General features: G+C 67.4%; 13 protein-coding genes. 5 read left to right on the forward strand and 8 right to left on the reverse strand.

Annotated elements, in window-relative coordinates:
- Window positions 1-68: 68 nt before the first annotated feature.
- Window positions 69-1,352, forward strand: a complete 1,284-nt coding sequence (locus tag AC5Y5B_RS21850) for a fatty acid desaturase family protein (RefSeq protein WP_112633943.1) — start codon at window positions 69-71, stop codon at window positions 1,350-1,352.
- Between the two features lie 12 nt (window positions 1,353-1,364).
- On the opposite strand, the gene AC5Y5B_RS21855 is transcribed toward AC5Y5B_RS21850, so the two are convergent.
- Window positions 1,365-2,189, reverse strand: a complete 825-nt coding sequence (locus AC5Y5B_RS21855) for a hypothetical protein (RefSeq protein ID WP_112633944.1) — start codon at window positions 2,187-2,189, stop codon at window positions 1,365-1,367.
- On the reverse strand, window positions 2,186-2,791 hold the full coding sequence (locus AC5Y5B_RS21860) for a TetR family transcriptional regulator (protein ID WP_112633945.1): 606 nt from the start codon (window positions 2,789-2,791) through the stop codon (window positions 2,186-2,188). The genes AC5Y5B_RS21855 and AC5Y5B_RS21860 overlap by 4 nt, the downstream gene beginning before the upstream one ends.
- A gap of 159 nt (window positions 2,792-2,950) precedes the next feature.
- Here AC5Y5B_RS21860 and AC5Y5B_RS21865 point away from each other — a divergent pair, with 159 nt between their 5' ends.
- A complete protein-coding gene (locus tag AC5Y5B_RS21865; protein WP_500006449.1) occupies window positions 2,951-4,090 on the forward strand; it encodes a hypothetical protein in 1,140 nt (379 codons plus the stop codon).
- Window positions 4,091-4,096: 6 nt separating this feature from the next.
- On the opposite strand, the gene AC5Y5B_RS21870 is transcribed toward AC5Y5B_RS21865, so the two are convergent.
- The 3 genes from AC5Y5B_RS21870 to AC5Y5B_RS21880 are packed head-to-tail and all read right to left on the reverse strand — an operon-like array spanning window position 4,097 to window position 6,866.
- Entirely contained in the window at window positions 4,097-4,585 is a 489-nt protein-coding gene (locus AC5Y5B_RS21870; protein ID WP_112633947.1) for a DUF302 domain-containing protein, read from the reverse strand.
- Window positions 4,582-5,685 (reverse strand): NmrA family NAD(P)-binding protein, encoded by a 1,104-nt coding sequence (locus AC5Y5B_RS21875; protein ID WP_500006454.1) that lies wholly within the window; start codon window positions 5,683-5,685, stop codon window positions 4,582-4,584. Before AC5Y5B_RS21875 ends, AC5Y5B_RS21870 begins: the two co-directional genes overlap by 4 nt.
- A 5-nt stretch (window positions 5,686-5,690) precedes the next feature.
- Window positions 5,691-6,866, reverse strand: a complete 1,176-nt coding sequence (locus tag AC5Y5B_RS21880) for a thiolase family protein (protein WP_500006456.1) — start codon at window positions 6,864-6,866, stop codon at window positions 5,691-5,693.
- 97 nt (window positions 6,867-6,963) lie between these two features.
- Here AC5Y5B_RS21880 and AC5Y5B_RS21885 point away from each other — a divergent pair, with 97 nt between their 5' ends.
- Window positions 6,964-7,440, forward strand: coding sequence for a winged helix-turn-helix transcriptional regulator (locus AC5Y5B_RS21885; protein WP_500006458.1), 477 nt, complete (start codon window positions 6,964-6,966; stop codon window positions 7,438-7,440).
- On the opposite strand, the gene rsgA is transcribed toward AC5Y5B_RS21885, so the two are convergent.
- Window positions 7,424-8,419 carry a ribosome small subunit-dependent GTPase A gene (gene rsgA, locus AC5Y5B_RS21890; RefSeq protein ID WP_500006459.1) on the reverse strand — a complete coding sequence of 332 codons (996 nt, stop codon included), beginning with the start codon at window positions 8,417-8,419 and terminating at the stop codon, window positions 7,424-7,426. The genes AC5Y5B_RS21885 and rsgA overlap by 17 nt on opposite strands.
- Window positions 8,416-9,735, reverse strand: coding sequence for a 3-phosphoshikimate 1-carboxyvinyltransferase (aroA, locus tag AC5Y5B_RS21895; RefSeq protein WP_500006461.1), 1,320 nt, complete (start codon window positions 9,733-9,735; stop codon window positions 8,416-8,418). The genes rsgA and aroA overlap by 4 nt, the downstream gene beginning before the upstream one ends.
- A gap of 44 nt (window positions 9,736-9,779) precedes the next feature.
- Here aroA and AC5Y5B_RS21900 point away from each other — a divergent pair, with 44 nt between their 5' ends.
- Together AC5Y5B_RS21900 and AC5Y5B_RS21905 are read left to right on the forward strand one after the other, a co-directional pair.
- The gene (locus AC5Y5B_RS21900; RefSeq protein WP_500006463.1) at window positions 9,780-10,598 is read left to right on the forward strand and encodes an SOS response-associated peptidase; all 819 of its coding nucleotides are present in this window, start codon (window positions 9,780-9,782) and stop codon (window positions 10,596-10,598) included.
- Window positions 10,599-10,725: 127 nt separating this feature from the next.
- Window positions 10,726-11,157, forward strand: coding sequence for a PPOX class F420-dependent oxidoreductase (locus tag AC5Y5B_RS21905; protein WP_500006466.1), 432 nt, complete (start codon window positions 10,726-10,728; stop codon window positions 11,155-11,157).
- A 38-nt stretch (window positions 11,158-11,195) separates the two neighbouring features.
- Here the strand turns inward: AC5Y5B_RS21905 and AC5Y5B_RS21910 are convergent.
- Window positions 11,196-11,687, reverse strand: a 492-nt coding sequence (locus AC5Y5B_RS21910) for an HNH endonuclease signature motif containing protein (protein ID WP_500006468.1), incomplete at its 5' end; no start/stop codon positions are given.

The following is an 11,687-nucleotide window of genomic DNA, read 5'->3' on the forward strand; positions in this document are numbered from 1 at the left end:
ACCTACGGCTTCGTAGGTTACGATAGCGTAGGTAAGTCAGCACACACGACCGCAGGGAGAAAAAGACGATGGCGATCACCGACGTCGACGTATTCGCCCATCTGACGGACGCCGACATCGAAAACCTGGCCGTTGAGCTCGATGCCATTCGCCAGGACGTGGAAGACTCGCGCGGCGAGCGGGACGCTCGCTACATCCGCCGCACCATCGCGGCCCAGCGCGCGCTCGAGGTGACCGGCCGGCTGCTGCTGGCCGCCAGCTCGCGGCGCTCGGCCTGGTGGGCGGGGACCGTGACCCTGGGCGTGGCCAAGATTGTCGAGAACATGGAGATCGGCCACAACGTCATGCACGGCCAGTGGGACTGGATGAACGACCCCGAGATTCACTCCTCGACGTGGGAGTGGGACATGAGCGGGTCGTCCAAGCACTGGCGCTACACGCACAACTTCGTGCACCACAAATACACCAACATCCTCGGGATGGACGACGACGTGGGCTACGGCCTGCTGCGCGTCACCCGCGACCAGCGCTGGAAGCGCTTCAACCTCTTCAACCTGGTGTACAACACCCTGCTCGCGCTGCTCTTCGAGTGGGGCGTCGGCCTGCAGCATGTGGAGCTCGGCAAGATCGCCAAGCGCCGCATGGACAACGACGAGGCCCGGCAACGGGTCGACGAGTTCCTGGCCAAGGCCGGTCGGCAGGTGCTCAAGGACTACGTCGCCTTCCCGGCGCTGACCTCCTTGTCGCCCGGTGCCACCTACATGTCCACGCTGAAGGCCAACGCGCTTGCCAACGTGATCCGCAACGTGTGGGCCAACGCGGTGATCTTCTGCGGCCATTTCCCCGACGGCGCAGAGAAATTCACCAAGACCGACATGATCGGCGAGACCAAGGGGCAGTGGTACCTGCGCCAGATGCTGGGCAGCGCCAACTTCGAGGCCGGCCCCGCGCTGCGGTTCATGAGCGGCAATCTGTGCCACCAGATCGAGCACCACCTGTATCCGGACCTGCCGAGCAACCGGCTGCACGAGATCTCGGTGCGGGTGCGCCAGGTGTGCGACAAGTACGACTTGCCTTACACCACAGGCTCTTTCCTGTTCCAGTACGCCAAGACGTGGCGCACGCTGGCCAAGCTCTCGCTGCCGAACAAGTACCTGCGCGACGACGCCGACAACGCGCCCGAGACCCGCAGCGAGCGGATGTTCGCCGAGCTCGAGCCCGGTTTCCTGGGCACGGACCCGGCCACCGGGCGCCGTCGCGGCCTCAAGTCCGCGATTGCCGCCGTGCGCGGTTGGCGACGGGAAAAGCGGGCCGCCGCCGCGCGCCGCGCCGAGGACGACCTGGCGGCCTAACTGCCGACTGCGTCACGGGTGCGTGACCAGATAGGTCTCGTTGGTCAGGCCGGCGGTGAGTTCCTCGACATCGAAGGGGCGATCCAGGCGTGCGTGCAACGCCTTCGGATCGAGGAGCAGGCTGATTTCCGCGGTTTGGCGGGCGAACAGCCGCCCGATGAGGGGATAGATTCGGCGCATGACCGCCCGCTCGGCGGCCGTGCAACGCGACGCGCAATAGCCGACGTGGCCGATCTCGTCGGTCAGGATCTCGCTGTAGAGCAACTCAATTCGTTCGGCGACGAGCGGCTCGTCGGCGAAAAGTCTGCTGCCGGCGCGGCGTAATTCGTCGAACAGGATGCAGCCCGCCATCTCCGCGGCTCCGACGAACAGGAAGCCGAGCCGTTCGGGCAGGAATACGTTCGCTTTGACGAACTGGCGGATGACGAAGGGCGGCGGGACAACCTGGAAGGTCAGGTCGAACGCGTCGAGAGCGTAGGCCAGCAGCCGGGTGTGGTAGTGCTCTTCCAGCTCGAGGTAGACGCGCTCGGGCGGCACGCTCTCGTCGCTGTTGCGCCCGTAGGTCTCGCCCAGGCCCACGCCGAATCGCTCCGCCTGGTTCAGCTTCGCGGTGGCCAGCAGGAAGAGCATCTTGTCGTCCAGACCGGGTTCGGGTCGCCGCCGTCGCAGGTTGCGCAGGAAGGTGGCGCGGTCGGCGGGATGGGCCGACCGGATGGGATTGGATTCCAGGTCGCCGAAGAACTGCTCGCGATTGGCCAGCCGCCTGTTGAGCAGATCGGCCTCGCCGTCGCGTTGGGCCAAAAAGTCCCGATAGCCTTCGATGCCGGTGCGATTCATCGCTTCTCCATTCCCTTGACAATCGTTGTCACGTAACGGTTTAACAACGCGGCATCGTGGGCCCCGGTGGCCAGCAGCGCGAAAAGTCCGGTGAGAAAGAACGTTGCGAGTTCGGCCGCGTCCACGTCGGGGTCGACCCGCCCCGCGTCCTGCGCTCGAGCGATGACGCCCACCAGATGTTGTCCGAGCGGGTGCTGGGCAAGCTCGTCTTCGACCGGGCGGGCCGAGGAGAAATGCAGTCCGAGCATGTCCCGGAAAACCGCTTCGCCCAAGCGGGTTTCGGCGCTCAGTACGTGATGCACAAGCTGGGAGAGCACCGACGCCAGATCCCCCTTGGCGTCGCCGAGTTCGCTGATGATGCGGGTCTCCTCGACGCGCTCCGCCTCGATGAGAACGTGCTCCTTGGTGGGGAAGTGGAAGTAGAACGTCCCCCGTGCCACGTCCGCAGCGGCGACGATCGCGCTGACGTCGGCGGCGGCCACACCGCGCCGCGAGATCTCGGCCAGCGCCGCGTCGAACAAGCGCGCACGGGTCTGGAGCCTGCGGGCCTCGCGCACGCTCCCCCCCGGCGATCCGGTCGCGGACGGCGCGCGTGACTCCATGCGGGCACCGTACGCCCATTGACTGACGATCGTCAATGACGGGCGTCAGTGAGTGGCGCTCGTCGGGGCCGGGCGCCCGCTTGCTGGACATGTATCGTCAAGCTTCCGGTAAGCGCGTACGTGGCCGTGCGTGTGCGCGTGACGACAGGACGCCCAACGATGAGCGGTCAATGCAGCGACGACATCGAACGCATCGCCAACCGTTTGGGCTTCAGCTGCGAGCACGCCTCGCCGTGGGTGACCCTGAGAAACCCGTTCGGACTGGCGAATTGGACGCTGCCGGTGATTGAACTGCTGGTCGTCGCGGGCGCCGTGCTGGCGCTGTGGTGGGCGATCCACCGACTGCGCCGCGATCGCGAACCCGCCAACGTGGTGATCTGGTTCGCGACGGTGATCTACCTGCTCATCGTCGAGCCGCCGCTGTACTTTCCCACGGTGTTCGGCGTCGACGGCTCCATCGGTGCGGTGTTCGTGCACAACGTCTTCACGGTCCAGTTCATGTACGACCGGCTGCCGCTCTACATCGTGGCGCTCTATCCCGCGATGATGACCTTGGCCTACGAGGTGGTGCGCAGCCTGGGCGTCTTTCGGGACTGGGGCGCGATCGTCGGTGCGGTGTGCGTGGGATTCGTACACAATTGCTTCTACGAAATCTTCGACCAGCTGGGTCCGCAGCTGCGCTGGTGGGCGTGGAACACCGACAACGCGATCAACCATCCGATGCTGGCCTCGGTGCCGATGGGCAGCGTCGTGCTGTTCGCGACCGTGGGGCCGGCCTGCGTCGCGCTGTTCAGTCAACTGTTGGTCACCCGCCCGATCGAGCGCGGGCGATATCTGGGCCGAATTTCTTTGACGGGCCGCACCTTTGGGGTCGCGGTGCTGGTGCCGGTGGGGATGGTCGTCGCCAATGTCCCGATCCTGCTGGCCGGTGGCCAGCATCCCGACAGCGCACTGCGCCGGGCGCTGTACTTCATCATTCTCGGCGCGTTCACCGTGGTGGCGGTCCCTATCCTGTTGCGCCAGTGGCGCGACACCGCGTTCACGCCCGGCGCGCGCAACACCTTCGTCGCGACCTTCGGGTTCGCATTCCTGATCGTGCTCGGGGGTTTGTGGTTGTCGGCCCTGCCGGCCCACGGGAAGGCCTCGCACGGCCTCACGTCCGACGGAACACCCACCGGCAGCCTGGTCTACGCGGTGGCGTGCTACCTGCTCGCCGTCGCACTGACGCTGTCGGTGACCGTGCGGCCGGTCCGTCCGTCGGCGCTCATCCGGCGAAAACAGCTGACCGGCACGAGGTAACGCCGGTCAGGCGGTCACCTTCTCGGCCAACGCCGCCAGCTTCGCGTCGAGTTCCTCCGCGGCGCTGAGCAATTCGGGATTGGGCGAGACGGCCATCAGCGACGACGGCTTGACGTAGGTCAGGCTGCTGCGGCCGTCGTCCTCCTCGAGCAACAGCAACTCGACCGGGGCGAACAGGCCCGCCGTCACGTCGTGGCGCAGCATGGTGATGGCGATCAAGGGGTTGCCGAGGATGACGCGCACGGCCTTGCGGTCGATGCCGGCCTTGGTGATCCAGGCGCCGTGGTCGACCGTGCCGAACAACATGAATCCGCTTGGCCCGACGTGGGATTCGACGCGCTCCCGAAACGACTCCCAGTCGCCGGTGCCCGTCGCGATGTCGTTGATGGGCACCGGCCGCTCACCGATGTCGGCGAGCAACGCGGTGCGCAGTTCGTCGTAGCCCTTGGTGCTGTCGTAGCGCACCCGCACGCCGTCGAACGGGGTCTCGGTCATAATTTCCCCCTCCTCATATCCTCGCCGATCTTCAGGATCGGAGTCCGGTTCTGCGGTTGCACCCTCTCCCAGAGGCTGCCTTTCCCCAGCGATCTTCCGAGCTGGTCTTCTCGGCGGAACCATTCCTCGGCTCTGCGGATCCGGTGCGGGTGAATTTGATCGAGCAGACCGTAATCGCGTTTGACCACTCCGTATTTCCACAGATTCCAGAATCCCGTGAAGTTGTCCCGGACATTCATGGTGCTCTTGTCGCTGGGGTCTGCGTTGTATCCGGCAGGGGCATCCGCCGCCCCGCTGAGGGGGCCGTCCCGCCAATAGGTGTCTAAATCGGTGTCGATGTACCGCGCCGGATGTCCGGTGACCTTTTCGAACGCCGCGGCGAGATCCGTATAGGCGATATGGTCCACGGCGACTTCGAGATCGATGCCGTTCGCGCGCTCGGGATGGTCGAACAGCCAACGGACGTAATATCCGCAATCTTCGAGAGCCACATGGGGCACCGCACCCTCGCCAAGCGGGACCCGCCACGTCACGACACCGTCCTCGACGGCGGGCGTCATCGGCGTCCCGGGCGAGATCACCATCTCGATGTAGGGACCCGTGGTGAAGACCGCCGCGCCCATCCGATCACCGTTTACCTTGTCACCGTTTACCTGATTCTGGAACAGGATCCATTCACCCACCCGGCCCTTGCCGTCATAGTGGCCGGTGCGGAAGCGGGAGTCGTATCCCGACTTCTTGAGCCCGTAGTCGAGGTTTCCATAGACGAAGAACTTGACTCCCTCTTCGAGAGCTATCTCGTAACTGCGGATCGCCCAATACATCTCGGTCTTCTCGCCGGTGTTGAACCCGTCGATGTTGACGAATGCCGCATCACAACCGCGGAAACCCTCCCGCAGCTTCGCTTCGTCGGCGAATGAGCCTTCCAATACGGACACGTTGTCGAGCGCGAGCAGCTCTTTCGCTCGGCGGGAGTCGGGGTCGCGGCTGAGGAATCGAACGGAGTATCTCTGGTCGGCGACCAGGGCGCGGATGATGGGCATGCCCTGGGCGCCGGTGCCGCCGATGACAAAGACGCTCGAGATGCTGGGCGACGACATCGCCGTCAGCCCAGCCGCTCGATGATCGTCGCGTTGGCCATGCCGCCGCCCTCGCACATCGTCTGCAGCCCGTACCGGCCGCCGCGCTGCTCGAGCGCGTTGACCAGCGTCGCCATCAGGCGAGCTCCGCTGGCGCCCAACGGGTGACCGATCGCGATCGCCCCGCCGTTGACGTTGGTCTTGGCCAGATCCGCCCCGGTGTCGTGCGCCCAGGCGAGCACCACGGGCGCGAACGCCTCGTTCACCTCGAACAGGTCGATGTCGGCGAGCGTCAGACCCGCCTTGGACAACACCTTCTCGGTGGCCGGGATGACGCCGGTCAGCATGTAGAGCGGGTCGGAGCCCACCACGGTGGTGGTGTGGATCCGGGCCAGCGGACGCAACCCCAGCTTCTTGGCGGCCTCGCCGCTGGTGATCAGCACCGCGGCGCTGCCGTCGGACAGCGGCGACGAGTTCCCCGGGGTGATCTCCCAATTGATCTGCGGGAAGCGGGCTTTGGCCGCGTCGCTGTAGAACGCCGGTGACAACCTGGCCAGCGTCTCGACCGTCGTGCCGGGGCGGATGATCTCGTCGGTGGTCAGCCCGGCGATCGGAATGAGCTCGTTGTCGAAAAGCCCCTCCTTGGTGGCGCGGGCGGCCTTCTCATGGCTGCCGGCGGAGAACTCGTCGAGCTGTGCGCGGGGAAAGCCCCACTTCGCCGCGATCAGTTCGGCGCTGATGCCCTGCGGCACCAGGCCGTCGGGGTAGCGGCGGGTCATGCCCTCGCCCATCGGGTTGCTGCCTGGGGACACCTGGGAGCCCATCGGCACGCGGCTCATCGATTCCACGCCACCGGCGATGACGATGTCGTACGCCCCGGCGATCACGCCCTGCGCGGCGAAGCTGATGGCCTGCTGGCTGCTGCCGCATTGGCGGTCGATCGTGACTCCGGGCACCGATTCCGGGAACCCGGCGCCCAGCAGGGCATTACGGGCGATGTTGGCCGCCTGGTCGCCGACCTGGGTGACCGCGCCGGCGATGACATCGTTGACCTGGGCCGGATCGACGCCGGTGCGTGCCACCAGCTCGCGCAGGCTGTGCGCCAGCAGATCGGCGGGCAGCACCCCGTGCAGCGCGCCGCTGGCCTTGCCCTTGCCGATGGGGGTGCGGACGGCTCCGACGATGACGGCGTCGCGATTCATGATTGCTCCTCGAGTCCGGGGGATCTAGGTATAGACCGCTATACTCAGATAAACACCTCGGTATGCTGAAAGCAACCCAGGTGCGGAGGTGATTTAGATGACACTGCTGCAAGGACCGCTGGCCGACCGCGACGCCTGGTCGGCGGTGGGCCAGTGCGCGATCGAGAAGACCATGGCGGTCGTCGGAACCAAATCCGCGATGCTGATCATGCGCGAGGCGTACTACGGCACCACCCGATTCGACGACTTCGCCCGCCGGGTGGGCATCACCAAGGCCGCCACCTCGGCGCGGCTGAGCGAACTGGTCGAGCTGGGGCTGTTACGGCGCCAGCCCTATCGCGAACCCGGGCAGCGCAGTCGCGACGAGTACGTGCTCACGCAGGCCGGCATCGAGTTCATGCCGGTGGTGTGGGCGATGTTCGAGTGGGGGAGGCGTCATCTGCCGGGCCGTAACCGGCTGCGGCTGACCCATCTGGGCTGCGGCGCCGAGGTGGGCGTCGAAATCCGTTGTGCGGAAGGGCATGTGGTTCCGCCGGACGAGCTCGGCATGCGCGTGGCTAAGGAGTCTGGTTGAGCGCGGCCAGCAGCCGGCGCGCCGCGGCGACGCGGCGGACGGCGGGGCCGGTGAGGGTGTCCAGCGCGCACTCGGGGTCGGCAGGCGGACCCATGTGCCCGCAGCCGCGCGGGCAGTCGGCGATGGCCTCGGCCAGGTCGGAAAAGGCCATCATGACGTCGTCGGGCCGGATGTGGGCGAGCCCGAAGGATCGGATGCCCGGTGTGTCGATCACCCAGCCGGTGGTGCCCAGCGGCTCGGTCAACGGCAGCGCCACCGACTGCGTCGAGGTATGCCGTCCCCTGCCGATGTCGGTCACGTCGCCGACCGCGCGGTCCGCGTCGGGCACCAGGCGGTTCACCAGGGTGGACTTGCCGACGCCGGAATGCCCGAGCAGCACGGTGATCTTGCCCGCGAGCAGGTCCGCCACCGCGAGCAAGGGGTCGTCGCGGCCGGCCTCGACCACCGTCAGGTCCAGATCGACGAAGTGCCGGGCGAACGGCTCCGGCGGGGCGAGATCGGTCTTGGTCAGGCACAGGATCGGCGTGAGTCCGCCGGCGTAGGCGGCGATCAGCGTTCGGTCCACCAGGCCGGTGCGGGGCGGCGGGTCGGCGAGCGCGACCACGATCAGCAGCTGGTCGGCGTTGGCGACCACCACCCTTTCGGTCGGATCGGTGTCATCGGCGGTGCGCCGCAACACCGTTCGGCGTTCCCCGCGACGCACGATGCGGGCCAGCGTGTCCGGGCGACCGGACAGGTCACCCACCACGTCGACGTCGTCGCCCACCACGATCGGGGTGCGGCCCAGCTCGCGGGCCCGCATGGCGGTGACCCGGCGATCGACGTCGCCGCCCAGCACGCATCCCCAGCGGCCGCGGTCGACGCTGACCACCATGGCCGCCTCGGCGTCGGCGTGCTCGGGACGGGTCTTGGTCCGCGGTCGCGAGCCCCGGCCGGAGCGGATCTTGACGTCGGACTCGTCGTAGTCGCCGGGCCTCACATGCCGTGCTCTTCCCCGGGCTCCAGCATCCGGGCCCACAGCCGCGGGAACTCGGGCAGCGTCTTGCCGGTGGAGCCGATGTCGTCGACCTCGACCCCGGGCACCCGCAGCCCGATGATCGCGCCGGCCATCGCCATCCGGTGGTCGGCGTAGGCGCGCCAGGTTCCGGACTTCAACGGGGTCGCGGTGATCACCAGGCCGTCGGGGCTTTCGGTGCAGTCGCCGCCCAGCCGGTTGATCTCCTTGCGCAGCGCGGTCAGCCGGTCGGTCTCATGCCCGCGCAGATGCGCGATGCCGGACAGGCGCGACACCGATCCAGGGGTCGCCAGCGCCGCCAGGGCGGCCACCGACGGCGTCAGCTCGCCGACCGCGCGCAGGTCGACATCGAAACCGTCGTAGTCGCCGGACCCCCGCGCCTCCAGGAACGAATCATTATGCGTCACAGCGGTATTGAGGTTGCTCAACACGCTCAGGATGTTGTCGGCGGGCTGCACACTGCTCGACGGCCAGCCGGCGATGCGCACCGCGCCGCCGGTGACCACCGCCGCGGCCAGGAAGGGCACGGCGTTCGTCAGGTCCGGCTCCACCTCCCAGTGCCGCGCCGCGACCGGCCCCGGGCGCACCTGCCACCGGTTGGGGACGGAGTCGTCGACGTCGACGCCGGCCTGGCGCAGCATCGTCACCGTCATGGCGATGTGCGGCGCCGACGGCAGCTCTCCACCGGTGTGCTGGACGGTCAACCCCTCGGCGAACGATGCCGCGCACAACAGCAGCCCCGACACGAATTGCGACGAGGCCGACGCGTCGATGGTCACGGTCCCGCCGACGACCGAGCCCGTGCCCAGCACCCGGAACGGCAGACCGGAGCCGTCGATCCGCACGCCGAGCCCACGCAGCGCGTCGAGCAGCGGGACGATGGGCCGTGCCCGGGCCTGCTCGTCGCCGTCGAACTCGACGATCGACTCGGCCAGCGCCGCCAGCGGCGGCACGAACCTCAGCACGGTGCCGGCCAGTCCGCAATCGACCTGTGCCATCGGTTCGGGCGACACCCGGCCGCTGACCGTCAATTCCGTCCCGTCGCCGTCCCCGTCGCCGTCCCCGTCGCCGTCGAGGTCCAGGCCCAGCGTGCGCAGCGCCCCGATCATCAGGTCGGTGTCGCGGCTGCGCAGCGCCCCGGTGATGGTCGGGGTGCCTTGCCCCTGGGCGGCCGCCAGCGCCGCCAGCACCAGGGCGCGGTTGGTCTGCGATTTCGACCCCGGAACCGTCACAGTCGCGCGCACCGGTTGCGCCGCCACGGGCGCCTGCCACGTACTCACCGGTCCATCATCGCCTGTCATCGGTTTCTGCCACCATGGGTGTTATGTGCGGAAGGTTCGCGGTCACCACCGATCCCGCCTTGCTGGCCCAGAAGATCAAGGCGATCGACGAGGCCACCGGCGTCGACGGCGGATCGACGGGCCCCAACTACTCGACGAGCCCCAACTACTCGACGAGCCCCAACTACTCGACGAGCCCCAACTACAATGTGGCCCCTACCTCGACCATCGCGACCGTGGTCAGCAGGCATTCCGAGCCCGACGACCAGCCGACGCGGCGGGTGCGGCTGATGCGCTGGGGGTTGGTGCCGCCGTGGGCCAAGGCCGGTTCCGACGGTGCGCCGGAGACCAAGGGGCCGATGCTGATCAACGCCCGCGCGGACAAGGTCACCACTTCGCCCGCCTTCCGGACCAGTGCGAAGTCCAAGCGCTGCCTGATCCCGATGGATGGCTACTACGAATGGCGGGTCAACTCCGCCGACGCGGCCGGCAAAAAGACCCGCAAGACGCCGTTCTTCATGTACCGCGAAGACGGGGAGCCGCTGTTCATGGCGGGCCTGTGGTCGGTCTGGAAACCGGCCAAGGACGCCTCGCCGCTGCTGAGCTGCACGATCATCACCACCGATGCGCCCGGCGAGTTGGCGACGATCCACGATCGGATGCCGCTGGTGGTGCCCGAACGCGACTGGGACCGGTGGCTCGACCCGGACGCCGAGATCGATCAGGACCTACTGGACCGCACACCCGACGTGCGGGCCATCCGGATGCGTGAGGTGTCGACGTTGGTCAACAACGTCCGCAACAACGGCCCGCAGCTGCTCGAGCCGGCCGAGCCGGAACCCGAGCAGATGACGATCCTGTAGCGCTCTGCTGGCGCGATTTCGCGTCGGGCTTCGGGCTGTCGGATTCCGCGCCGCCTTTTCGTCGTATGGATAGGTCGTATGGATACAGACCCGAGATGTCCGGAACGCGACGAATCAGGAGAACGCCATGAACATTACGAAACTCAGCGACAGCGCACGCCAACTCATCGGTTCCGACCCGGCCACGCTTGTCACGATCAATCGCGACGGCAGCCCGCAGCTCAGCCTGGTCTGGGTGACGGTGCGTAGTACAGCCGACGGCGGTGATGAGTTGGTCGTCGCTCATCTGCAGGAGCATCAGAAGGTTCGCAACATCCGGCGTGATCCCCGCGTGGCCGTGACTATCGCGTCCGCCGACCGCAGCGGGCCACAGACGCCCTATCTGTCGATCAGGGGCACCGCGCGCGTCGAGGAGGGCGGTGCTCCCGAGATTCTCGACGAGATCGCCACGACCATCTTCGGCCCCGGCACCGGGTTCCCGCCGCCTGACGCACCCGCCGGCTACCTGACTCACATCACGATCGAGAAAGTCGGCGGCGTGGGCCCATGGGCGGCGTGAACGTTGAGTTCGCCACCCGGCCTTCTGGAGATCGCCTTTCAGAGTCCGGAAATGGGACCGTTTGAGCTATCCGCCTCGTCGTCGTCTCCATCGCGGAGAAGCTTCTCGGGGTGATGGAAGGTGTTGGTGCGCGGTTGGCCCCGGTCGAGGTCGGGCGGCGGTCTCCATTCGGTGTCGCCGCGGGTGTTTTTGCGGGTCATCCAGCCGCCGGGTCGCAGCAGTCGGTGGTGCGGGCCGCAGGCGAAGGTGAGGTCGTTGCCGTCGGTGGTGTGGCAGGCGGCGTAGTCGGTGACGTGGTGGACCTCGCAGTAGTAGCCGGGCACGGTGCAGCCCGGGTGTGAGCAGCCGCGGTCCTTGGCGTACAACACGATTCGCTGACCGGGCGAGGCCAGGCGTTTGGTGTGATACAGCGCCAGCGCCTTGCCCTTGTCGAAGATCGCCAGGTAGTGATGCGCGTGGCGGGCCAGGCGGATCACGTCGCTCATCGGCAAAATGGTGCCCCCACCGGTCAGGCCGCGCCCGGCGGCCGA

Source organism: Mycobacterium sp. NGS33 (genome assembly GCF_059812885.1).

Coding starts and splice junctions, on each gene's coding strand:
- AC5Y5B_RS21860 (WP_112633945.1), bottom strand. CDS start 2,791: ATGGAGTCACGCGCGCCGTCCGCGACCGGATCGCCGGGGGGGAGCGTG.
- AC5Y5B_RS21870 (WP_112633947.1), bottom strand. CDS start 4,585: ATGACCGAGACCCCGTTCGACGGCGTGCGGGTGCGCTACGACAGCACC.
- AC5Y5B_RS21875 (WP_500006454.1), bottom strand. CDS start 5,685: ATGTCGTCGCCCAGCATCTCGAGCGTCTTTGTCATCGGCGGCACCGGC.
- AC5Y5B_RS21855 (WP_112633944.1), bottom strand. CDS start 2,189: ATGAATCGCACCGGCATCGAAGGCTATCGGGACTTTTTGGCCCAACGC.
- AC5Y5B_RS21900 (WP_500006463.1), top strand. CDS start 9,780: ATGTGCGGAAGGTTCGCGGTCACCACCGATCCCGCCTTGCTGGCCCAG.
- AC5Y5B_RS21885 (WP_500006458.1), top strand. CDS start 6,964: ATGACACTGCTGCAAGGACCGCTGGCCGACCGCGACGCCTGGTCGGCG.
- AC5Y5B_RS21865 (WP_500006449.1), top strand. CDS start 2,951: ATGAGCGGTCAATGCAGCGACGACATCGAACGCATCGCCAACCGTTTG.
- AC5Y5B_RS21880 (WP_500006456.1), bottom strand. CDS start 6,866: ATGAATCGCGACGCCGTCATCGTCGGAGCCGTCCGCACCCCCATCGGC.
- AC5Y5B_RS21905 (WP_500006466.1), top strand. CDS start 10,726: ATGAACATTACGAAACTCAGCGACAGCGCACGCCAACTCATCGGTTCC.
- AC5Y5B_RS21850 (WP_112633943.1), top strand. CDS start 69: ATGGCGATCACCGACGTCGACGTATTCGCCCATCTGACGGACGCCGAC.